The sequence below is a fragment of the Streptomyces mayonensis genome (genome assembly GCF_018982965.1).
GTDB lineage: Bacteria > Actinomycetota > Actinomycetes > Streptomycetales > Streptomycetaceae > Streptomyces > Streptomyces mayonensis.
Genome location: NZ_JACBYP010000037.1, coordinates 38,114 through 59,098 on the forward strand (window position 1 = coordinate 38,114; position 20,985 = coordinate 59,098).

At 71.7% G+C, this 20,985-nt stretch carries 21 protein-coding genes and 2 pseudogenes; 3 read left to right on the plus strand and 20 right to left on the minus strand.

Annotated elements, in window-relative coordinates:
• Positions 1–79: 79 nt before the first annotated feature.
• The gene (gene tsf / locus HZS56_RS16590) at positions 80–916 is read right to left on the minus strand and encodes a translation elongation factor Ts (protein WP_216721466.1); all 837 of its coding nucleotides are present in this window, start codon (positions 914–916) and stop codon (positions 80–82) included.
• 95 nt (positions 917–1,011) lie between these two features.
• Positions 1,012–1,923, minus strand: a complete 912-nt coding sequence (rpsB, locus tag HZS56_RS16595; protein ID WP_216721467.1) for a 30S ribosomal protein S2 — start codon at positions 1,921–1,923, stop codon at positions 1,012–1,014.
• Between the two features lie 271 nt (positions 1,924–2,194).
• Between rpsB and HZS56_RS16600 the strand changes: the two genes are divergently transcribed.
• Positions 2,195–2,860, plus strand: coding sequence for a murein hydrolase activator EnvC family protein (locus tag HZS56_RS16600; protein WP_216721468.1), 666 nt, complete (start codon positions 2,195–2,197; stop codon positions 2,858–2,860).
• 287 nt (positions 2,861–3,147) lie between these two features.
• Here HZS56_RS16600 and HZS56_RS16605 read toward each other — a convergent pair whose 3' ends face one another.
• The 17 genes and pseudogenes from HZS56_RS16605 to HZS56_RS16685 form a co-directional block, all read right to left on the minus strand.
• A complete protein-coding gene (locus HZS56_RS16605; RefSeq protein WP_216721488.1) occupies positions 3,148–3,705 on the minus strand; it encodes a TetR/AcrR family transcriptional regulator in 558 nt (185 codons plus the stop codon).
• A 127-nt stretch (positions 3,706–3,832) separates the two neighbouring features.
• On the minus strand, positions 3,833–4,675 hold the full coding sequence (whiG, locus tag HZS56_RS16610) for an RNA polymerase sigma factor WhiG (RefSeq protein ID WP_216721469.1): 843 nt from the start codon (positions 4,673–4,675) through the stop codon (positions 3,833–3,835).
• Positions 4,676–4,965: 290 nt separating this feature from the next.
• The gene (gene dprA, locus HZS56_RS16615; RefSeq protein ID WP_216721489.1) at positions 4,966–6,153 is read right to left on the minus strand and encodes a DNA-processing protein DprA; all 1,188 of its coding nucleotides are present in this window, start codon (positions 6,151–6,153) and stop codon (positions 4,966–4,968) included.
• 119 nt (positions 6,154–6,272) lie between these two features.
• Positions 6,273–7,892 carry a YifB family Mg chelatase-like AAA ATPase gene (locus HZS56_RS16620; protein ID WP_216721470.1) on the minus strand — a complete coding sequence of 540 codons (1,620 nt, stop codon included), beginning with the start codon at positions 7,890–7,892 and terminating at the stop codon, positions 6,273–6,275.
• Positions 7,892–8,254, minus strand: coding sequence for a YraN family protein (locus HZS56_RS16625; protein WP_216721471.1), 363 nt, complete (start codon positions 8,252–8,254; stop codon positions 7,892–7,894). Before HZS56_RS16625 ends, HZS56_RS16620 begins: the two co-directional genes overlap by 1 nt.
• 128 nt (positions 8,255–8,382) lie before the next feature.
• Positions 8,383–8,691, minus strand: a complete 309-nt coding sequence (locus tag HZS56_RS16630; RefSeq protein ID WP_003965949.1) for a DUF2469 domain-containing protein — start codon at positions 8,689–8,691, stop codon at positions 8,383–8,385.
• A 56-nt stretch (positions 8,692–8,747) separates the two neighbouring features.
• On the minus strand, positions 8,748–9,272 hold the full coding sequence (locus HZS56_RS16635) for an NUDIX hydrolase (protein WP_216721472.1): 525 nt from the start codon (positions 9,270–9,272) through the stop codon (positions 8,748–8,750).
• Positions 9,262–10,038 (minus strand): signal peptidase I, encoded by a 777-nt coding sequence (gene lepB, locus HZS56_RS16640; protein ID WP_216721473.1) that lies wholly within the window; start codon positions 10,036–10,038, stop codon positions 9,262–9,264. Before lepB (HZS56_RS16640) ends, HZS56_RS16635 begins: the two co-directional genes overlap by 11 nt.
• A gap of 107 nt (positions 10,039–10,145) precedes the next feature.
• Positions 10,146–11,135 (minus strand): signal peptidase I, encoded by a 990-nt coding sequence (gene lepB, locus HZS56_RS16645; RefSeq protein WP_216721474.1) that lies wholly within the window; start codon positions 11,133–11,135, stop codon positions 10,146–10,148.
• Positions 11,026–12,108 (minus strand): annotated as a pseudogene (gene lepB, locus HZS56_RS16650) (signal peptidase I); the annotation flags it as partial. The gene lepB (HZS56_RS16645) and the pseudogene lepB (HZS56_RS16650), both read right to left, overlap by 110 nt.
• Before the next feature lie 175 nt (positions 12,109–12,283).
• Positions 12,284–12,985: pseudogene (gene lepB / locus HZS56_RS16655) on the minus strand (signal peptidase I); the annotation flags it as partial.
• A 45-nt stretch (positions 12,986–13,030) separates the two neighbouring features.
• A complete protein-coding gene (gene rplS, locus HZS56_RS16660) occupies positions 13,031–13,381 on the minus strand; it encodes a 50S ribosomal protein L19 (protein ID WP_007444857.1) in 351 nt (116 codons plus the stop codon).
• Positions 13,382–13,517: 136 nt separating this feature from the next.
• Positions 13,518–14,351 (minus strand): tRNA (guanosine(37)-N1)-methyltransferase TrmD, encoded by an 834-nt coding sequence (gene trmD / locus HZS56_RS16665; protein WP_216721490.1) that lies wholly within the window; start codon positions 14,349–14,351, stop codon positions 13,518–13,520.
• Positions 14,351–14,953 (minus strand): ribosome maturation factor RimM, encoded by a 603-nt coding sequence (gene rimM / locus HZS56_RS16670; protein ID WP_216721476.1) that lies wholly within the window; start codon positions 14,951–14,953, stop codon positions 14,351–14,353. Before rimM ends, trmD begins: the two co-directional genes overlap by 1 nt.
• 119 nt (positions 14,954–15,072) lie before the next feature.
• Positions 15,073–15,312, minus strand: coding sequence for an RNA-binding protein (locus HZS56_RS16675; protein WP_003973401.1), 240 nt, complete (start codon positions 15,310–15,312; stop codon positions 15,073–15,075).
• 2 nt (positions 15,313–15,314) lie between these two features.
• Positions 15,315–15,734 (minus strand): 30S ribosomal protein S16, encoded by a 420-nt coding sequence (rpsP, locus tag HZS56_RS16680; RefSeq protein WP_216721477.1) that lies wholly within the window; start codon positions 15,732–15,734, stop codon positions 15,315–15,317.
• 278 nt (positions 15,735–16,012) lie between these two features.
• A complete protein-coding gene (locus HZS56_RS16685; RefSeq protein ID WP_216721478.1) occupies positions 16,013–16,609 on the minus strand; it encodes a hypothetical protein in 597 nt (198 codons plus the stop codon).
• A gap of 739 nt (positions 16,610–17,348) precedes the next feature.
• On the opposite strand from HZS56_RS16685, the gene HZS56_RS16690 reads away from it, so the two are divergent.
• The gene (locus HZS56_RS16690; protein ID WP_216721479.1) at positions 17,349–18,281 is read left to right on the plus strand and encodes a class I SAM-dependent methyltransferase; all 933 of its coding nucleotides are present in this window, start codon (positions 17,349–17,351) and stop codon (positions 18,279–18,281) included.
• Between the two features lie 314 nt (positions 18,282–18,595).
• Positions 18,596–19,207, plus strand: coding sequence for a hypothetical protein (locus HZS56_RS16695; RefSeq protein WP_216721480.1), 612 nt, complete (start codon positions 18,596–18,598; stop codon positions 19,205–19,207).
• 142 nt (positions 19,208–19,349) lie between these two features.
• On the opposite strand, the gene ffh is transcribed toward HZS56_RS16695, so the two are convergent.
• Positions 19,350–20,900, minus strand: coding sequence for a signal recognition particle protein (gene ffh / locus HZS56_RS16700; protein WP_216721481.1), 1,551 nt, complete (start codon positions 20,898–20,900; stop codon positions 19,350–19,352).
• Between the last annotated feature and the right edge of the window lie 85 nt (positions 20,901–20,985).

Sequence of the window (20,985 nt, forward strand, 5' to 3'; positions counted from 1 at the left end):
CGTGCGCCACGGCATGCGCGTACGGCGCCGACGACTGCTGTCGACCCTACCGGGGTCGCACGTCCGTCGCGGTACGGACTCAGATGCCGACCTTGATGCGCGAGAAGCGCTTCAGGCTGACACCGGCCTCTTCCAGCACCTTCTGGACGGACTTCTTGTTGTCCAGGGCGTAGGGCTGGCCGAGCAGCGTGGCGTCCTTGAAGAAGCCGTTGAGGCGACCCTCGACGATCTTCGGCAGGGCGGCCTCGGGCTTGCCCTCGGCGCGGGTGGTCTCCTCGGCGACGCGGCGCTCGGACTCGACGACGTCGGCCGGGACGTCCTCCTTGGAGAGGTACTTCGGCGCGAAGGCGGCGATGTGCTGGGCGATGCCCTTGGCGACCTCGGCGTTGGGCTTGTCCAGCTCCACGAGCACACCGATCTGCGGGGGCAGGTCGGGCATCGTGCGGTGCATGTACGCGGTGACGTAGCCGTCGGTGAACTGCGCGAAGCGGTCCAGGACGATCTTCTCGCCGAGGTTGGCGTTGGCCTCGTCCACGTAGGCCTGCACGGTCTTGCCGGCCTCGATCTCGGAGGCGAGCAGGGCCTCGATGTCGGCGGGGGCGGCCTTGGCGACGTGCTCGGCGATGGTCTTGGCGACGTTCTGGAACTTGTCGCCCTTGGCGACGAAGTCCGTCTCGCACTTCAGCTCGACGAGGACACCCGAGGTGTTGTCGTCGGCGATGATCGAGACGACGGCGCCGTTCTCGGCAGAGCGGCCCTCGCGCTTGGCGACGCCCTTCTGGCCCTTGATGCGGAGCGCCTCGACGGCCTTCTCGACGTTGCCCTCGGCCTCGTCCAGCGCCTTCTTGCAGTCCATCATGCCGGCGCCGGTGAGCTCGCGGAGCTTCTTGACGTCGGCGGCGGTGTAGTTCGCCATGATTCCGGAATCTCTCTCGAAGTCTGAAGATCTACGGGGCGGACGGCGGGGGCTTCGCGGGCCCCCGCCGTCCGGTACCCGAAGGTGGTGAGGGGTCAGGCCTGCTCGGCGTCCGCGGCCGGGGCGTCGGCGGCGGGCGCCTCCGCCGCGGGGGCGTCGGCGGCCGGGGCGGCCTCGGCGGCCGGGGCCTCGGCGGGCTTCTCGGCCTCGGCGGCGGGAGCCTCCGCGGCCTTCTTCTCGCCCTCGAGCAGGTCGCGCTCCCACTCGGCGAGCGGCTCGCCGGCGGCCTTGTCGCCCTCGGCGGCCTTGCCGGCACCGGAACGGGCGATGAGGCCCTCGGCGACGGCGTCGGCGATCACGCGGGTGAGCAGGGTGACGGAGCGGATCGCGTCGTCGTTGCCCGGGATCTTGTAGTCGACCTCGTCGGGGTCGCAGTTGGTGTCGAGGATGGCGACGACCGGGATGTTGAGCTTCCGGGCCTCGCCGACCGCGATGTGCTCCTTCTTGGTGTCCACGATCCAGACGGCGCTGGGCACCTTGGACATCTCGCGGATACCGCCGAGGGTCTTCTCCAGCTTCGCCTTCTCGCGGGAGAGGACCAGCAGCTCCTTCTTGGTGAGGCCGGAGGCGGCCACGTCCTCGAAGTCGATCTGCTCGAGCTCCTTGAGGCGCTGCAGACGCTTGTAGACGGTCGAGAAGTTGGTGAGCATGCCGCCCAGCCAGCGCTGGTTGACGTAGGGCATGCCGACGCGGGTCGCCTGCTCGGCGATGGCCTCCTGCGCCTGCTTCTTCGTGCCGACGAACATGACCGTGCCGCCGTGGGCGACGGTCTCCTTGACGAACTCGTAGGCGCGGTCGATGTACGACAGCGACTGGAGCAGGTCGATGATGTAGATGCCGTTGCGCTCGGTGAAGATGAAGCGCTTCATCTTCGGGTTCCAACGGCGGGTCTGGTGACCGAAGTGGACGCCGCTCTCCAGCAGCTCCCGCATCGTGACGACGGCCATGGCCGTATCTCCTTGAAGTTCTCGGTTGTGCCGCGTGAGCCGGACGGCTCCCGCGCCTGACGCCCGCGACGCGCCTGCCACTAGGGACCGAGGGGCGCTGACACCAGCCTGTGAAGGCCTCGTGTCGGGGCGTGCGAAGTCGACCCGGTGACCCGGGTCGCCACCAGAAGTGTACGGGACCCGCGGGGCACCGGGTGACGCGGTTGTCCACAACCGGGCCGCGGTCCACAGCCCCGGCCGGCCGGATGCGCCGGTGCGGGACGCTTCTCCCATGCGAGCGAGGCGATGTGCCAGTACGAGGCCGGGTGCGTGGGCGTGTGCGTCGGTGGCGCTGCTGCTGACCGTCCTGGCCCCGGGACCGACGACAGCGGCAGGGGCTCCGGAGACGTCGAGCGGGTCGGCGGGGGCGGTGCAGGTCATTGGCCGTAACTGGCCGGTCGGCACACGGCCGACGGTCCTGCGGGGCTGGGAACCTCCCGCGACCCCGTACGGGCCGGGGCACCGGGGTGTCGATCTCGCCGCGGCGGGTGGGGTGCCGGTGCGGGCGGTGGCGGCAGGACGGGTGTCCTTCGCCGGACGCGTGGCGGGGAGGGGCGTCGTCTCGGTGGAGCTGACGGGGACGGGTGAACCGCCCCTGCGGACCACGTACGAACCGGTCCGGGCTTCGGTCCGCAAGGGTGACCTGGTCGGGGCGGGCCAGGTACTCGGCGCGGTGGAGCCGGCGGGCTCACACTGCGCGGCCTGCCTGCACTGGGGCCTGCTGCGGGGCGACACCTACCTCGACCCGCTGTCCCTGCTGCCGCCGTGGCTGCTGAACACCGGTCCGTCGCGGCTGCTGCCGGTCCTGGGAGTACCGCTCCCTGAGGACAGTCGACGTCTGGAGGGCAGAGAGGCAGAGGCCCGGAGAAACGGTCGAAGCCCGGAGAGCGGTCGATGACCTGAGAACAGCCGGTCGCCATGCACCATCGGCACCCGAAGAGCCGTCCAGTGCCGGAAGCGCGCCCGGCACTGGGCGTGCGACCGGCACCGAAGCGCCCGGTGCCGCTGGGCGCCCCGCGACGGGCGGCCCGTGTGCCCACGGACCCCACAGCCGATGTACGCCCCATGACCGGTGTACGCCCCCGTGGAGCGTGAACGCCCCATGACCGGTCAGCGGCCCGTGGCCGGTGGGCGGCCGACGGCCGGTGGGTGGTCAGCAGTCAGCAGTCAGCAGATGGTCGCTGCTCAGCCGCGCACGCCTCGCAGCGCCATGGATACCGCCGCCCGTGTGATCGCCGCCGGATCCTCCGCCGCGCCCAGCTCGATCCGCCGTACGGCGGCGTCCACGACGCCCTGCAGCAGCATGGCGGCCAGCCGCGGCTGCTCGTGGCCCATCTCTCCGAGCGCCTCGACGATCATCGCGATCAGCCCTCCGTGTGCCGCCCGGATCTTCTCCCGCGCGCCGGCGTCCAGCTCGCTCGCGGAGATGGCCACGACGGCCCGGTGGCGCCGGTCCCCGACCAGTTCGAGCTGCTTGCGCACATACGCCTCGACCTTGGCCTCGGGGCTCGGCTCACCCTTCATCGCCGCTTCGACCTCCGCGGCCCAGACGGGGAAGTCGACGGCGCACAGCTCCTCGACGACCGCCGCCCGCGACCGGAAGTACTCGTAGACGGACGACCGGGCGAGGCCCGTCCGTTCGGCGAGGGCGGGGAAGGTCAGCGCCTCCGTTCCGCCGTCGGACAGCAGGGAGCGTGCCGCGTCCAGCAGGGCGGCACGCTGCATCGACCGGTGCTCGGCCACGGAGGCCGCTCGAATCCTTGGCACGTCACCACTTTACGGACGTGTCCTTCCTCGCGGGAGTCACTCACCCGGCCGCGCGGGTCCCGATGGGATGTGGAAAGCGCCACCGTCGCCTCGTAAGCGCAGGTCAGCAGCCGAATCCTGCGAGCTTGGCTCGGAGTTGCAGGACCGACTTCGTGTGGATCTGGCTGACCCTGCTCTCGGTCACTCCGAGCACATGGCCGATCTCGGCGAGGGTGAGGCCCTCGTAGTAGTACAGCGTGACGACCGTCTTCTCACGCTCCGGCAGCGTGTTGATCGCCCGGGCCAGCAGCCGCCGCAGCTCCCGGCCCTCGGCGACCTCCACCGGATCGTCGGCGGCCGTGTCCTCCAGCGTGTCCATCAGGCTCAGCCGGTCACCGCCCTCACCGCCCGCGTGCAGCAGCTCCTCCAGAGCCACCACGTTCGCCAGCGACAACTGGCTGAAGACCGCGTGGAGATCCTCCACCGGGATCCCCAGCTCCCCCGCCACTTCCCCCTCCGAAGGCGTGCGGTGCAAGCGCGCCTCCAGCGTGGCGTAGGCCCGCTCCACGTTCCGCGCCTTCTGCCGCACCGACCGCGGGATCCAGTCCAGCGCCCGCAGCTCGTCGATCATCGCCCCCCGGATCCGGGTGATCGCGTACGTCTCGAACTTGATCTCACGGTCCACGTCGAACTTCTCGATCGCGTCGATCAGCCCGAAGACCCCCGAGGAGACGAAGTCGGCCTGCTCCACATTGGACGGCAGCCCGACGCTCACCCGTCCCGCCACGTACTTCACCAGGGGCGAGTAGTGCAGGATCAGCTGCTCACGCAGCCGCTCGTCCCCCGTCGCCTTGTACGACCGCCACAGCTCGTCGAGCGTCGAGGGGGCGGACGGTCGCACGGTGCCACCGTCGCGGGCGGCTGGGGGGATCGCCGCCCGGTCGGACCCGGAGGTGTGCTGGGGCATTCGTCGCCTAGTGCCGTTCTGCCGTGATGTGGTGTGCCTGAGGCCGCCGGTCTGCTGTCTCGTTGCCGTCTGTTGTCGACCGTCTGCGTCGTCTGCATGGAGGTCCTTGTGAGCGTAGCGTGACTGGAGCGTCGCAATGCGCGAAGGACCGGGTGAGGGCCGTGCGCAGATACGTTCCGCTGGGCACCCCGCAGAGAGAACGACGATCGCTCCGCGTGATCACTCGAATACCTCAACTGCCGGGATTCCCACGGCCGTCGGGGTTCCCCCGGACGGCCGAACACGGTGCGTCAGCACGGACTCCGGCCGTCGCGAACCGAGATCATCGTCTGGCGTGTCAACTTCCAGCCGTCGCCGTGTCGTTCGACGTAACCAAGTGCTCGAAGTTCGTACAGCCTCGCGATCGCGTCGTCCTGCGAGGTCTGCGCGCGGCGGGCCGCCTCGCCCGCGGTCACCGTGCCTCTTGCCGGGAGCCCGGCCAGCACCTGCCGGGTCCTGGCTTCCAGAAGGTCGGTGGGGAGCACCGGCCCGCGCCGTTCGGGTGGCAGTTCTCCCATGTCGCCGACCAGTTCGACGACCTCGGCGGCATCGCCGACGAGTACGGCGTCACCGCGCAGCAGTTCGTGCACTCCGGCGGAGAGCGCGCTGGTGGCCGGTCCGGGCACGCCCATCGTGTGCCGGCCGAGCCGCTGGGCCGCGCGGGCGGTGACCAGCGAACCGCTGCGGTAGGCGGCCTCGACGACCACGGTGCCGCGGGTGAGGGCGGCGATGACGCGGTTGCGCAGGACGAATCTGCTCGGTGTCGGGTGGTCGCCCGGTGGCAGTTCGCCGACGACCAGTCCCTGTTCGGCGATCCGGTTGATCAGTCCGGCGTGGCCGGGCGGGTAGGGGCGGTCGACGCCGCAGGCCAGGACGGCGGCGGTGGCACCGCCCGCGCCGAGTGCGCCGCGGTGGGCGGCGCCGTCGATGCCGTAGGCGCCGCCGGAGACGACGACCCATCCACGTTCGGCGAGGCCGGCGGCGAGGGTGGCGGCCATGTGGGCGCCGTACTCGGTGCAGGCGCGGGCGCCGACGACGGCGACGGATCGCAGGGCCCACATGCGCAGGCTGGGTCCGCCCCGTACCCACAGTCCGAGCGGCCGGGCGTCCGCGAGGTCGTCGAGCTGTGCGGGCCATTCGGCGGTCCCGGGCGTCACGAAGCGCACCCCTGCGGCCCGCGCGACGGCGAGGTCGCGGCGGGGGTCGGCCCTGCTCGCGCGGGCACACAGGCCCGCCCACCGTTTTCTGCTCACGCCCGGCAGCGGGGGGCCGCCCTCGCGCAGCCGACGTACCACCTCGGTGGCGCCCCGCTCCCGTACCCACCGTCCGCCGGTCTCGTCGCCGGGTTCGACGACCCGGGTGAGGAAGACCCGCGCGAGCAGCCGGCTGTCCGCGGTGTCGCCGGGTGCGCCGTCCTCCGGGGCGCCGCGGCTCTCCACCGGACCGCCCCCGGCCGGGTGGGCCTCGGCCCCGGCGGGCACGGCGGCGGGTCCCGTGCCGGCGGGCACGGTGTCGTCGCGGAAGGGGGTGCCCTCTCCCGCCGGGGCGTCGTCCCCGGTCACCGGGAGGCTCCGAGAGCCATCGGTACGCCCCTGGGGACTCCGGTGCGCAGTTGGAGGGCCAGCGCGACGTCGGTGGCGTCCGGGCGGTCGTGGCCGACGAGGTCGGCGACGGTCCAGGCGACGCGGAGCACCCGGTCGAGGCCCCGGGCGGTGAGCACGCCCCGCTCCAGGCTGCGTTCCGCGTCCTCCAGGGCGCCCGGGGCGGCGTGCCAGCGGCTGCGCAGCTCCCGGCCGGGCACCTCGCTGTTGGACAGCCACGGGGTGCCCGTGAGGCGTGCGGCAGCCCGTTCCCGGGCCGCCCGTACCCGGTCGGCAACGACCGTGGTGGCGTCGCCCCGGCTGCCGCTGCCGGCGAGCTGGCTGCGGGTGACCCGGTCCACCTCGACGCGGAGGTCGACCCGGTCGAGCAGTGGCCCGGAGAGCCTGGCCTGGTACCGGCGGATCGCCGAGGGCGGGCACTCGCACAGGTCCTCCTTCCGGGAGAACCGTCCGCACGGGCAGGGGTTGGCTGCGAGCACCATGAGGAACCGTGCGGGGAAGCGGACCACGCCCGCGCTGCGCGCGATGACGACGTGGCCGGACTCCAGGGGCTGGCGCAGGGCGTCGAGTGCGTGGCTGCTGAATTCCGGTGTCTCGTCGAGGAACAGGACGCCGCGGTGGGCCAGTGAGACGGCTCCGGGCCGTGCGAAGCCGGGGCCGCCTCCGACCAGGGCCTGCATGGTGGCGGAGTGGTGCGGTGCGCAGTACGGGGCGGTGTCGATCAGGGGCCGGCCCGGGGGCAGCAGGCCGGCCACGGAGTGGACCGCGGTGACCTCCAGGGACTCCGCGCGGCAGAGCCGGGGCAGGACGGCGGGCAGGCGTTCGGCGAGCATGGTTTTTCCGGCGCCCGGCGGGCCCTCGAGGAAGAGGTGGTGGCCGCCGGCCGCGGCGACCTCCACCGCTGTGCGTGCCGACTCCTGGCCCACGACGTCGGCGAGGTCGTGTTCGTGCTGTGCCGCGCCCATGCCGTACATCCCGGTGGCGGCGCCCGTGCCGGGCATGCGCAGGCCCGCGAGGAGCGGATCGGGACGGCCCTGTTCGTCGTGTGGCTCCTCGGGGACCGGTTCGTCGGCGAGGACGGCGATCAGCTGGCGCAGGCTGCGCACGCCGAGCACCGAGATTCCGGGCACCAGCGAGGCCTCGGCGGCCGCGCACTCGGGCACGACCACCTGTTCGTAGCCGGCTTCCGCCGCGGCCAGTACGGCCGGGAGGATGCCGCGCACCGGTCGTACCCGGCCGTCCAGGCCCAGCTCTCCGATCATCACGATGTCGGCGAGTACGCGCGGGTCGATCCGTTCGGCAGCGCCGAGGACGGCCGCGGCGACGGCCAGGTCGAACCCGCTGCCGCTCTTGGGCACGGAGGCCGGGCTGAGTCCCACCGTGAGCTTCTTCTGCGGCCATTCGGCGCCGGAGTTCACCACGGCGGCCCGCACCCGGTCCCGGCTCTCGGTGAGGCTCTTGTCCGGCAGCCCGACCAGCGTGAACGCCGCCACGCCCGGTTCGAGGTCGGCCTGTACTTCGACGACCACGCCCTCGACGCCGACGAGCGCCACCGAGCACGTGCGCGCGAACGCCATCACGCCACCCCCCGGGCGTGCTCGACCACCGGGGCGCCGCGCTGCGGGAGGATTACGCCGACCAGGTCGATGCGGACGCCGCCGGGCGGGGCTCCTCCGTGGGTCTGGATCCAGCGCTCGGCGAGCCGCCGCAGCCGGTCGGCCTTGTCGGGGGTCACCGCGGCCATCGGGTGCTCGAAGGAGCCGCTCCTGCGTGTCTTGACCTCGCAGACGACCAGGACGTCCCCGTCCCGGGCCACGATGTCGATCTCGCCGGTCCTGCCACAGCGCCAGTTGCGCTCCAGGACCGTCATCCCGGCCCCCGTCAGCCTGCGGGCGGCGAGTGTCTCGCCGTACCTTCCCAGCGCGCTTCGTGCGTTCATGTCGGCACCACCTCCGGCGCCAACGATGAGGGCGGCTGGGCGAGCCGTTGGATCTTGGTGCACGGCCGGTCGACTGTGGACAACCTTGTCACCCACACAGGTGGGGGTCATGGGCCGCCCGGCGGACGTCAGCCTCCGGGGAGCTCCAGGTCGCTCTTGTTCAGCTCCTCAATGTTCACGTCCTTGAACGTCAAGACGCGCACCTGCTTGACGAACCTGGCCGGCCGGTACATGTCCCACACCCAGGCGTCAGCCATGGAGACCTCGAAGAACACCTCGCCCTGGACCGAGTGCACCTGCATCTCGTAGTCGTTGGTGAGGTAGAAACGCCGTTCGGTCTCGATCACGTATTTGAACAGACCGACGACGTCGCGGTACTCCCGGTAGAGCTTGAGCTCCATCTCGGTCTCGTACTTCTCGAGGTCCTCGGCGCTCATGGCATGTTCCCCTTCAGCCGTGCGGTCCCCCCATTGTGCGCCAGTGCCGCGCGCCCCTAGACGATTTCCGTGTCCAGGGCCACCGGCCCGGCCGGGGGACCTTCGTCGAGCAGCGTGCGCAGCAGCCCGGCGAGTCTGGTCGGATACACCGTCTCATGTGCCCGGGTCAGTTCCTCACACGTCCACCAGCGCGCTCCGGCGACGGTGCGCCGCTCCAGCTCGGTGAGGCCGGCGGCCTCGGTCGCGGTCTGCGTGGTCCGCGCCAGGTAGTACCACTCGTCCTGGTCCCAGCGGCGGCCCGCGAAGGGAAAGGAGCACCTGCGGCGCCACAGCACGGGCCCCAGCTCGATGTCGGTGATGCCGGTCTCCTCGACGAGTTCCCGCCGGGCGGCCTCCTCACGGGTCTCGTCGCCCTCCACTCCCCCGCCGGGGGTGAACCACCAGTCGTCGGCCGGATCGTCCGGCTCGTGGCCGTGCAGCAGCAGGATGCGGTCCTCGGGGTCGAGGAGCACGACCCGTGCCACCCTGCGCAGCCCGCCCTCGTAGGTGTCCCGCCCCGCCGGGGTCGCCTCAACGCCCACCCGCGGCCTCCGTTCCGCGCCGGGCCCGGGACTCCGCTGCCCGCTTGGCGACCGGGCCGTAGGCGGCGCCGCCCAGGATCAGCACGGCCCCGCCGGTCACCAGCGCCACGACCGTCCACAACGGGCCCGGCGAGGAGAGGCCGCCCAGGGCTTCGAAGCCGGTCGGCCGCTCGAGCATGCCGTTCATCGGCCAGACCACGGCGTCGACGCGGGCGTCGACGGCACCCCGTGACACCGTGCCGCCGGCGGCGTCGGTGAGGTGGGCGGTGGAGTCCACGGAGTTGCCGCGCTCGTCGCCGAGCAGGAAGAGGCGGCCCTCCGGGACGCTCACGGTCTGGAAGTCGCTGATCTCGGCCGGCGTCCCGGCAGGCAGGTACGGCTCGTCGATGACCTTGCCGTTGACCTTCAGCTTGCCCTTCTGGCAGCAGGAGACGGTGTCCCCGCCGACCGCGACGACCCGCTTGACCATCGGGGCGTTGGCCCAGGTCGCGTCCTTGAACACGACGACGTCGCCGCGCCGGACGTCGGCGCCGTCCACACGTTCGGCCAGCACCCGGTCGCCCACGGCGATCGTCGGCGCCATCGAGCTGGTGGGCACGGTGTAGGGCCGGTAGACCACGGCTCCCCAGGCGAATCCGCCGAGGAACAGCACCAGTCCCAGCGCCACGGCGAGTCCCGACAGCCGTTGCCCGGTCCGGCTACCCACCGGGGCCTTCTTCGCGCCGCCGCTGCGCGGGGCCGTACGTGTCGTGCTCTCGCCACCCATGGAGCGGCACCTTACCCGGCGGTACCCCATGGGTCAGCCCCCTCCGGAGGCCGGAAGGGGCTGTTCCGCTCGGCTGCCGCCGACGGTCGTACGTCCGACGGGACGCCTCAGCGGGTTTCGGCGGGGGCGGCGCGCCGGCGGCGCCACCAGACCACCGGCACCGCTCCGGCGAGGGCCAGGCCCTGGGGCGCGACCGACAGCGCGGCGGCCGACGCACGGGCCTGCAGCCCGTCCTGGCCGAAGGTCTCCGGGACGGGCAGGGTGCCCCAGCGGTTCATCGGCCAGGCGACCACGATGGCGCGGCCGACGACCTCGTCCACGGGGACCATGCCGCCGTTCTTGTCGGACTGGTTGTAGCGCGAGTCCCGGGAGTTCTGCCGGTGGTCGCCCATGACCCAGATTTTGCCCTCGGGCACCGTGACCTTGAACCGGCCGCCCTGCTCGTCGTCCGAGCACGGCGTGTTGCCCGCGTAGACGTACGGCTCGTTCAGCGCCTTGCCGTTGACCTTGAGCGGGCCGGTCTTGTTGCACTCGACGGTGTCGCCGCCGACGCCGATGACACGCTTGATCAGGTCCTTCTCGTCCGCGGACGGCATCAGGCCGATCCAGCTGAGGACCGTCTGCAGCGCGTTCGGGTCGGGCGTCGGCTCGCCCGCCAGCCAGTTGTCCGGGTCGTGGAAGACGACGACCTCGCCGCGCTCGGGTTCCGACCCGAACCAGGGGGTCAGTTTGTCGACCAGGACCCGGTCACCGATCTGCAGGGTGTTCTCCATCGAGGACGACGGAATCGAGAACGCCTGCACCAGGAACGTCTTGATCAGCAGGGCGAGGACCAGCGCGATGCCGATCAGGATCGGCAGCTCCTTCCAGAAGGAGCGCTGCTTCTTGGCCGGGGCGGGCGTCGCGGGAGGCGTCCCGCCCACCCCCTCGTGCTGGGTCCCGCCGTTCTGTCCGCCGGTCACCCTGCCGTCCTCTGCTCCGTAGCCGTACCCGGAGTCCGGTGGGCCGTCCGGGGCCGGACCGGCCGTCTCCTCGGGGCGTCCGCGGTTCTCCTCGCCGTCGTGTCCGGACCGTGCGCCAACCGCCACATCCCCCACGCCAACTCCTTACTCTCTGCCACCGCCTGCCCCGTACGCGGCGCAGGCCCACCACTCCCATAACGAGCGGGAGTTCCGCAGGGGTCGGGAGCTGAATCATCGCGTTCGGATCGTAGGGGGCAACCCTATGCGACAGCCGGGGAGCGGCGGTCGAACCGGACACCGAGTCGGACACGGACGCATACGTTTTCGGTTCGTCCAGCGTGGTCCAGTGACCGAACGGCCAGGCGATCACCATGGCCCTCCCCACCACCTCGTCCTGGGACACCGTGCCGAAGTCGGTCTCCTGGTGGGCGCGGGAGTCGGCGGAGTTGGACCGGTGGTCGCCCATCACCCACAGCCGCCCCTCGGGGACGGTGACGTCGAACGGCGTCCTGGACGGAGTGTCGCCGGGGTAGAGGTAGTCCTCGTTCAGGGGTACGCCGTTGACGGTGACCCGGCCCTGGGTGTCGCAGCACTTGACCTTGTCCCCTCCCACGCCGACGACGCGTTTGATCAGGTCCTTCTCGTCGTCGGAGGGCAGCAGCCCGATGAACGCGAGGCCTTCCTTGACCTGCTTGACGACGACCGGGTCGTCCTTCTTGGTGGTCTGCTCGCCCGCCAGCCAGCCGCCCGGGTCGCGGAAGACGACGACGTCGCCCCGCTGCGGTTCGGAACCGAACCACGGGGTGAGCTTGTCCACCAGCACCCGGTCGCCGATCTGGATGGTCTGCTCCATCGAGCCCGACGGGATCACGAACGCCTGGACGAGGAACGTCTTCAGGACCAGCGCTATCAGGACGGCGACGCCGATGAGGAGAGGGATCTCCTTGACGGCACCGCGCCTGCGGCGCCGTTTGACCTTGCGCTGGAGCTTGCGCCGCTCGGCGCGGGAACGGCCGCCGGACGGTGCGGCGGCGCGCCGGGAACCGGTGGGCAGCAGGTTCTCCGCGGGGCTGCTGGGTGCTCCACGCGGTTTGCCCCGGCTACCCATCGGCGCTCTCGGACCGGCGCGCGCCGCCGGCCACCGCACCGAACGGCCCACCGGCCACCGCACCGGCTCGCCCACCGACCACCGCGCCGGCCTGCACACCCTCTCCCTCGCCGGCCTGCGTACCGGCTCCGGTGCCGGCCCGCGCACCCGCTCCCGTGCCGGTCTGTGTGCCGGCTTCCGCGTCGGGCACGCGCGCGTAGGCGTCGGGGCGGTCGAGGTGGGTGGCGTGGCCGACGGGCCAGACGATCCAGTCGGCGCGGCCGATCAGCCGGTCCACCGGGATCATGCCGCCGCCCGGCGAGCCCAGGTGGTCGCGTGAGTCGCTGGAGCCGGACCGGTGGTCACCGAGGACGAAGAGGGTGCCGTCGGGTACGACGACGTCGAAGCCGACCGTGGACGGGCCGTCACCCGGATACAGGAACGCCGACTCGTCGACCGACTGCCCGTTCACCCGGATCCTCCCCTCCCTGTCGCAGCACATCACGTGGTCCCCGCCCACACCGACAACGCGTTTGATGTAGTCGCCGTGCCCGAAGAGCCCGGTTCCGTCGAAGACGACGATGTCGCCCCGCTGCGGCCGCCCATCGAAACGGTACGCCAACTTGTTTACGAGAACCCGGTCGCCGATCCTCAATCCGCGCTCCATGGAACCGCTCGGAATCTGGAACGGCTTGAGCACGAAGGTGCTGACCAGCAGCAGGAACAGGAGCAGCACCAGGAGCGTCACGGTGATCCGGCCGCCCGGCACCCAGTCCGTGATGCGCCCCGCCAACGCGGAACGCGACCGTTCCTCCGGGCCCTCCGGATCCGAGGGCTGCTCGGATCCGGAGGAACGGGAGGAGCGGTCGCGCTCCGTGGGCTGTGTTTCGGTGTCCATCGGGGCCAGATGTTATCCGGCCCCGGAGCGGACCTCGGAAAGCGCTCAGCTCTCGCGCTTCTCCTTGATCTTCGCCGCCTTGCCGCGCAGCTCGCGCAGGTAGTACAGCTTGGCGCGGCGGACGTCACCCTTGGTGACGAGCTCGATCTTCTCCACGATCGGGGTGTGCACCGGGAAGGTGCGCTCGACGCCGACGGAGAAGGAGACCTTGCGGACCGTGAAGGTCTCGCGCACGCCGGCGCCCTGGCGGCGGATGACGACGCCCTTGAACTGCTGCACACGGGAGCGGTTGCCCTCGATGACGCGCACGTGGACGTTGACGGTGTCGCCCGGGCGGAAGGCCGGGACGTCGCTGCGCAGCGACGCGGCGTCGACGGAGTCGAGCAGGTGAGACATTTCGTCTGCTTTCTTCGCTGATGCCACAGGTCATCAACGGAAACTAGGTGTATCGGAATCAGTGCCGTGCGGGTCGGGACGGGCGTCGTCTCCCCCTGTGGCAGGGGCGCGCTCCGGACGGACGCACAACAGCCGCCTATTGTTCCATGCCCGGGGTCCTGCGCCAAAATCGGCCGTACGGCTCCCCGTCCGGGTCGGGCTGCCAGCCGAGGATGGAGAGCATCTCGCGGTCCTTCTTGTCGAAGGACCCGGGGTCGCAGTGCTCGATCAGGTCGGGTCGGTTGGCCGTGGTGCGCCGCAGGGCCTCGTCGCGCCGCCAGCGGGCGATCTTCCCGTGGTGGCCGCTGAGCAGGACGTCCGGGATGCCGCGCCCGCGCCACTGCGGCGGCTTGGTGTGGACGGGGCCCTCCAGCAGGTTGGCCATCGCGCCGGGCGCGAAGGAGTCGTCCCGGTGGGACTCGGCGTTGCCGAGGACGCCGGGCAGCAGCCGGGCCACGGCTTCGGTGACGACCAGGACGGCCGCCTCGCCGCCGGCGAGGACGTAGTCGCCGATGGACACCTCGTACACGGGCATCCGGGTCGCGTACTCGTCGACGACGCGCCGGTCGATGCCCTCGTAGCGTGCGGGGGTGAAGAGCAGCCAGGGGCGCTCGGAGAGGTGGACGGCGAGTTCCTGGGTGAAGGGCCGGCCGCTGGGGGTGGGCACGACGAGGGCGGGCTCGCCGGAGCCGTCCTCGTAGCCGTCGGCCAGGACGGAGTCCAGTGCGTCGCCCCACGGCTCGGTCTTCATGACCATGCCGGGGCCGCCGCCGTAGGGGGTGTCGTCGACCGTGCTGTGGCGGTCGTACGTCCAGTCCCGCAGGTCGTGCACGTGCACGTTCAGCTGCCCGCGCGCGCGGGCCTTGCCGACGAGGGAGACGTTCAGCGGGTCCAGGTACTCGGGGAAGATCGTGACGACGTCGAGCCGCATCACGCCTCGTCCCCTCGGGCCGCCTCGCCGCGGCCGTCGGCGGCGTCCCGCGCGGAGGCGCTGCGTCCGTCAGCGGCTTCGTCGCGGTCGGCCCGGTCGTCGATCAGACCGGGCGGCGGATCGATGACCGCGCGCTGCTCGTCCAGGTCGATCGCGGTGACGATCTCGGCGACGAACGGCACGTAGACCTCGCTGCCGTCGGGGCGCTCCACCACGAAGAGGTCCTGGGTGGGCAGGTGGGAGATCTCGGTGATCCGGCCGACCTCCTCGCCGTCCTCGGTGACCACGTCGAGGTCGATGAGCTGGTGGTCGTAGTACTCGTCCTCGTCCTCGGGCCGCTCGTCCGGGTCGACGTCGGCGATGAGGAGGGTGTTGCGCAGCGCCTCGGCGCCGGTGCGGTCGTGGACGCCCGCGAAGCGCAGCAGCAGACGGCCGCTGTGCACCCGGCCCGTCTCGATGGTGAGCGGCCCGGCGGCGGCGGGGTCGGTGGCCAGGACGGCACCGGGTCCGAGCCGCAGCTCCGGCTCGTCGGTGCGGACCTCGACGGTGACTTCGCCCTTGATCCCGTGGGCGCGGCCGATGCGGGCGACTACGAGCTGCACTGTGGTGGTTCTCCTGTCGGAACTGCGACGAGAGCCTCCCGCGGAGAGGGGCTCCCACGACTGCGGGCCGGGGACGGCCCCATGGCCCTCCCCGGCCCGCGCCGGTGCTGCGTTTGGCGTCAGCGGACGTGGTCCACGTCGACGAGGTCGACGCGGACACCACGGCCGCCGATGGCGCCCACGACGGTACGCAGAGCGCGTGCGGTACGGCCGTTGCGGCCGATCACCTTGCCGAGGTCGTCGGGGTGGACCCGGACCTCGAGCACACGCCCGCGACGCAGGTTGCGCGAGGCGACCTGCACATCGTCAGGATTGTCGACGATGCCCTTCACGAGGTGCTCGAGAGCCTCCTCGAGCATGCTCAGGCCTCGGACGAAGAGGACTCAGCGGCGGCCTCGTCCTTCTTGTCGGCCTTCTTCTTCTGGGTGATCGCCTCACCCTTGCCCTCGTCGTCGCCGCCGACGGCGTCGAAGGACGGACGGGCCGCCTTCTCGGCCGGCTGCAGCAGCGGAGCCGGGGCGGGCTCGCCCTTGAACTTCTGCCAGTCGCCGGTCTTCTTCAGGATGGCGAGCACGGGCTCGGTCGGCTGGGCACCGACACGCAGCCAGTACGCGACACGCTCGGCGTCGACCTCCATCACCGACGGGTTGTACGTCGGGTGGTACTTGCCGATCTCCTCGATGGCCCGGCCGTCGCGGCGGGTACGGGAGTCGGCGACGATGATGCGGTAGTGAGGCGAACGGATCTTGCCCAGACGCTTCAGCTTGATCTTGACTGCCACGGGAGTGGGTTCTCCTGGATTTGACGTGGTTGGGCACGGCGGAAGAGCCGCGTGGGGTTGCGGTACCCGAGTGCCCGATGGACGCGTCAGCCGGAGGAGAGAGGGGTCCTGTGCGACTGTCGAGTACAGCTGGCCATTGTGCCACACGGGCGCAGGCCCTCGGACCGAGGGCACCGGGCCCGCCCTCGGGGCGGACGGCGCAGCCTCGACGACGTGACCCGGTACCGGTCCGGCGATTGGTCCGGTGATTGGTCCGGCTGCCACGAGCAGCCGGGCCGTCAGCTCATCCCCGCGCCGACCACCTCCGGGATGCGGAACGGCTTCCCGCAGCCGCCGCACATGATCGGGGCCTGGGCCAGCACCGACGGGACGACCCGCACGTTGCGCCCGCAGTCGCAGACGGCCTTCACGCGCACCCCTCCCCCGGAGGAGCCGTGGCGGGCGGCCGGACCGCGGAAGCTGCGGGCCGAGTCGGTCGCGGTGGCGGCGGTGTGGGCCTTCAGCGCGCGCTGGAGGCGTTCGATCGTCGGCCGGTAGCGGCGCTTCGCCTCGGGGGTGAGGGCGACCAGCGAGAAACCGCTGCTGGGATGCGGCTCCTCGGGGTGGTCGAGACCCATCTCCTCGGCGATCGCGAGGAATCGGCGGTTGTGGTAGCGCCCCGCGCGGGAGGTGTCGCGCACTCCGCGCGCGGCGGCGATGCCGTGGACTGCCTCATGGAGCAGTCGTTCGAAGGAGAGCTCGTGTCCGCAGGCGGACGACGACTCTCCGATCAGGGACTCGGGCGCGGCAAGATCGGGCAGCTCGGTGTGGTGCCGCTGAATGTCGGCCCACGCCTGCGCCAGCTCTGCGGCGAGAACAGGTGGTGTCGTGCTCACGTAATGACAACGAGCCGGAGTGCCGCTGTGTTCCTATTCCGGGGCATCCCAAATAATTTGCACGTACCAGTCAGTTGCCCCTGATGCGTCCCGACGAGGGCGGGTGCGCTGATCTGCGGAGAAGCCTCACAGCTCGTACCAAGCTGGTGCGTAGCCTGACGTACGCCCCGGCGCGCAGCGGCTGTCCACACGCCGTGGCCGGCGTGACCCGGGCGAACGCAAGGGGCGTTTCGGTCGCGGGCGCGCGGGAGTCGGACCGCCCGGCCGGTCGCGTCGGCTGACGCGACGTTACCGGGTGCGCCCCCGGCGTGCGGCAGCGCCCCTTCGCTCGCCGTGCCGGACTCCGCGCGGTGGCCGATCCGGCGCGTCGGCCTTGGCCGGAACCGCGTGTCCGGCCGGGTGGCCACGTGCCGTCATCGCCCACCGGCACGATCAGGCCAACAGGACCGGGGGACCGGGGGATCTTCAAGCGCGTCGGAGACGGGGTCCGCCGGGAGCCCCCCGCGGCCGCCCCCCGCATCGCCGCGCGGCCGGCCCCACGTTGCCGGGACGGTCGGCCCACGTTGCCGGGAAGTGAAATCTCGCCACGGTGACGGGCATCGGGCAAACCGGCTCCCGCTACCACTGGACGCCGCGGCGGGCCCGGAGTTTCCTGGCATACGGGGGGAGTGCGAGCGCACTGCACGGGGGCCATGGAATCGGGCACGGCGGCAGAACTCGGCGATTGGGGCGCTTTCCTATGACACCTACGCTCGTGCGGCAGCACACACCTCCCGCGGGGGTGGCCCCCCACGTGGACCTGCGTGCACGCGCGCGTGACTGGTCGGAGATCCAGGAGCGGATGCTCGTACCGCTCTACGAGGCCGTCTACGAGCGGCTGGACCTGGGCGACGGCACCCGGATGCTGGGCCTGGGCTGCGGTTCCGGTCTGGCCCTGCTGATGGCCGCGTCGCGCGGCGCCACGGTGACCGGCGTGGACTCCGGGTCCCCTGAGCTCCTGTCGCTGGCCCGGCGGCGGCTGCTGTCCCGGGCGCCCGGAGGAACCGGCACGCCCGACGGCCCGGACGGTCCCCGGGAGCACGGGACTGCGCGGGCACACGGGACGTGCACCACGCGCGCGCGTGGTGCCGCGGCACGGATCGTCGAGGGCTCACCCGGCGCCGCCGCGGACCCGTCGGCGCCGGCGTTCACCCTGGTGACCGCGTTCGAACCCATCGGATGCCTGGCGGGCGACTCGGAGGGCCTGGGCGAACTGCTCGAGCGGGCGACACCGCTCGCCGCGCGGGGAGCGGTCGTGGTGCTCGCCGGGTGGGGCCCGCCCGAGCGTTGTGCCACGACCTCGGTGCTGCGGGTGGCGACCCGGCTCGCGGACCCGCTGCGCAGCGCGGGCAGCTGGCGCCCCGCTCTGCGGGACGACCTGGAGGAGGTCGCCCAGCGGGCGGGACTGCGGCCGGACGGCTCGGGGCGGGTGGCCTGCCCGTTCGGTTACGCGGACGCCCGCAGCGCCGCGCGCGGGCTGCTGTCGACGGGACTGTTCGACGCGGCGATCGCGGCCACCGGCCGGGAACAGGTGGACAAGGAGCTGGCGGAGGCCCTGTATCCGCACCAGCGGCCGGACGGGACCGTGTGGATGCCGAACGTGTTCCGGTACCTCCTCGCCCGGGTCCCCTGAGCCTCCCCGTGACCTTCCCGTCGGCGTACGGCCGACGGTGTGCGACTGACGGCGTACGGCCGACGGTGTACGGCCTTCCTGCGGCACCGCCCCGCGGCACCGCCCCGCGGCACCGCCCCGCGGCACCGCCCCGCGGCACCGCCCCGCGGCACCGCCCCGCGGCACCGGCCCGGTTGCTTCGACTGGTTCGACGCGGGTGTGAACGATGTGAAGAAGCAGGTCCGGAGCTTCTGCCGTTTTCCCTGGTGGACGGTGACCCTCTAAGGTGATCCACCGTCCGGGGGAACAACCACATCTGCATACAGGAGCCTGTAGTGCCGCACCGCAAGACCGCACTGCGCCTCGCCGCGCCCGTCGCTGTCCTCGCCCTCGCCCTCACCGCCTGTGGCGGCGGGGACGACGACACCGACGCCGGCGCCGACGCCAAGAGCCCGTCCACCGCCGAGGCGTCGCCGACGCCCTCCGAGCCCGTGTCGGGCGGTGACATGGGCGAGGGCGAGAGTGCGACCGGCAAGGTCGCGGAGGACCCCGGCGAGGTCACCTTCGACGTCGTGGCGCAGAAGGTCGACGTCGGCACCGAGGCGGAGGCCGCGAAGGCGGTGGCGGACGCCGCGGACGCGAAGGGCAAGGTGCTGGCCACCGCGTACCTCAAGTACACGCACAAGAACGGACCGGCGCTGACCGAGGGCTCCGACGTGCACGACGGCGCGACGGTCTTCGCCGACGGGCAGCGCGGCGGTGTCCTGATCGGTGCCTCCGAGGACGCGGCGGGCTGCGAGGACCCCTACGACGTCGAGAGCTGGAAGCAGGGCGAGAGCCACGTCTTCTGCGAGACCTACGTGATCCCCGCCGGCGCGTCGAGCGTGGAGGTCCACTGGTCGGAGGAGGACGGCGAACCGTACATCTGGAAGTTCGCCCAGAAGTAGAAGCAGAAGCAGGAACAGGAACAGGAACAGAAGCAGGCGGTACGAGCGGCAGCAGCGGCGGGCCGCCTGGTACGAAGACGCCGGGGGCGCCCCAGCAGGTCAGGGGCGCCCCCGGCGTCGTACGGGGACTCGGGACGGGTCGTCAGCCCATGAACTTCTTGAACTCCTCCGGCAGTTCGAAGTCCTGACCGCCCTGCTGCGGCAGACCGAGGGCGCCTCCGCCCTGCGCGGCGGCGGCGCGGCGGGCGGCCTCCTCCTGCTCCTGCTGCTTGCGCTTCATCGGGTTGCCGGAACGCTGCTTGCCCTTGGCCTTCTTCTGCTGCTTCTTCTGCCGGCCGGGCCCGCCACCCGTGCCCGGCATCCCCGGCATCCCGGGCATGCCGCCGCCCTGGGCCATGCGGGACATCATCTTGCGGGCCTCGAAGAACCGCTCGATCAGGTTCTTCACCGCGCTGACGTCGACGCCGGAGCCCTTGGCGATCCGGGCGCGGCGCGAGCCGTTGATGATCGTGGGCTCCTGGCGCTCGCCCGGCGTCATCGACTTGATGATGGCGGCCGTGCGGTCGACGTCGCGCTCGTCGAGGTTGTTGATCTGGTCCTTCATCTGGCCCATGCCGGGCAGCATGCCGAGCAGCTTCGAGATGCTGCCCATCTTCCTGACCTGCTCCATCTGGGCCAGGAAGTCGTCCAGGGTGAAGTCCTGGCCCTTCTTGGACGCCAGCTTGGAGGCCATCTTCTCGGCCTCTTCCTGGCTGAACGTCTTCTCCGCCTGCTCGATCAGGGTGAGCAGGTCACCCATGTCGAGGATGCGGGAGGCCATCCGGTCCGGGTGGAAGGCGTCGAAGTCGTCGAGCTTCTCGCCGTTGGAGGCGAACATGATGGGCTTGCCGGTCACCGAGGCGATCGACAGGGCCGCACCGCCGCGGGCGTCGCCGTCGAGCTTGGACAGCACCACGCCGTCGAAGCCGACGCCGTCGCGGAAGGCCTCGGCGGTGTTGACGGCGTCCTGGCCGATCATCGCGTCGACGACGAAGAGCACCTCGTCGGGGCTGACGGCGTCGCGGATGTCCGCGGCCTGCTGCATCAGCTCCTGGTCGATGCCCAGGCGGCCGGCGGTGTCGACGATGACCAGGTCGTGGACCTTGGCCTTCGCGAACTCGATGGAGTCCTCGGCGACCTTGACCGGGTCGCCGACGCCGTTGCCCGGCTCGGGCGCGTAGACCGCGACGCCGGCGCGTTCGGCGACGACGCTGAGCTGGTTGACGGCGTTGGGGCGCTGGAGGTCGCAGGCCACCAGAAGCGGCGAGTGGCCCTGCTCCTTCAGCCAGCGGCCCAGCTTGCCCGCGAGCGTGGTCTTGCCCGCGCCCTGGAGGCCGGCCAGCATGATCACGGTCGGCGGCTGCTTGGCGAAGCGCAGGCGGCGGGTCTCGCCGCCGAGGATGGCCACCAGTTCCTCGTTGACGATCTTGAGGACCTGCTGGGCCGGGTTGAGGGCCTTGGAGACCTCGGCGCCCAGGGAGCGCTCCTTGACCTTCTTGATGAAGGCGCGGACGACCGGCAGCGCCACGTCGGCCTCGAGCAGCGCGATGCGGATCTCGCGGGCCGTGGCGTCGATGTCCGCCTCGGACAGCCTGCCCTTGCCGCGGAGATTCTTGAAAGTCGCGCTGAGGCGGTCGGAGAGGGTATCGAACACGGCGGCGTAGGTCCTCGCGTCGGCGTCGGGTGGGTCGCCCTCCAGGGTATCCGGCCCCGCAAGTAAATCGTCCCGGCCCGCTGCT

What these genes read in the sequence shown, in the direction of transcription:
- HZS56_RS16620 (WP_216721470.1), bottom strand. Translation starts at nt 7,892, where the DNA reads ATGGCGTTCGCGCGCACGTGCTCGGTGGCGCTCGTCGGCGTCGAGGGC.
- lepB (WP_216721473.1), bottom strand. Translation starts at nt 10,038, where the DNA reads ATGGGTGGCGAGAGCACGACACGTACGGCCCCGCGCAGCGGCGGCGCG.
- rpsB (WP_216721467.1), bottom strand. Translation starts at nt 1,923, where the DNA reads ATGGCCGTCGTCACGATGCGGGAGCTGCTGGAGAGCGGCGTCCACTTC.
- HZS56_RS16630 (WP_003965949.1), bottom strand. Translation starts at nt 8,691, where the DNA reads ATGAGCGCCGAGGACCTCGAGAAGTACGAGACCGAGATGGAGCTCAAG.
- rplS (WP_007444857.1), bottom strand. Translation starts at nt 13,381, where the DNA reads ATGTCTCACCTGCTCGACTCCGTCGACGCCGCGTCGCTGCGCAGCGAC.
- HZS56_RS16675 (WP_003973401.1), bottom strand. Translation starts at nt 15,312, where the DNA reads ATGCTCGAGGAGGCTCTCGAGCACCTCGTGAAGGGCATCGTCGACAAT.
- HZS56_RS16600 (WP_216721468.1), top strand. Translation starts at nt 2,195, where the DNA reads ATGCGAGCGAGGCGATGTGCCAGTACGAGGCCGGGTGCGTGGGCGTGT.
- HZS56_RS16625 (WP_216721471.1), bottom strand. Translation starts at nt 8,254, where the DNA reads ATGAACGCACGAAGCGCGCTGGGAAGGTACGGCGAGACACTCGCCGCC.
- HZS56_RS16690 (WP_216721479.1), top strand. Translation starts at nt 17,349, where the DNA reads ATGACACCTACGCTCGTGCGGCAGCACACACCTCCCGCGGGGGTGGCC.
- trmD (WP_216721490.1), bottom strand. Translation starts at nt 14,351, where the DNA reads ATGCGGCTCGACGTCGTCACGATCTTCCCCGAGTACCTGGACCCGCTG.
- whiG (WP_216721469.1), bottom strand. Translation starts at nt 4,675, where the DNA reads ATGCCCCAGCACACCTCCGGGTCCGACCGGGCGGCGATCCCCCCAGCC.
- tsf (WP_216721466.1), bottom strand. Translation starts at nt 916, where the DNA reads ATGGCGAACTACACCGCCGCCGACGTCAAGAAGCTCCGCGAGCTCACC.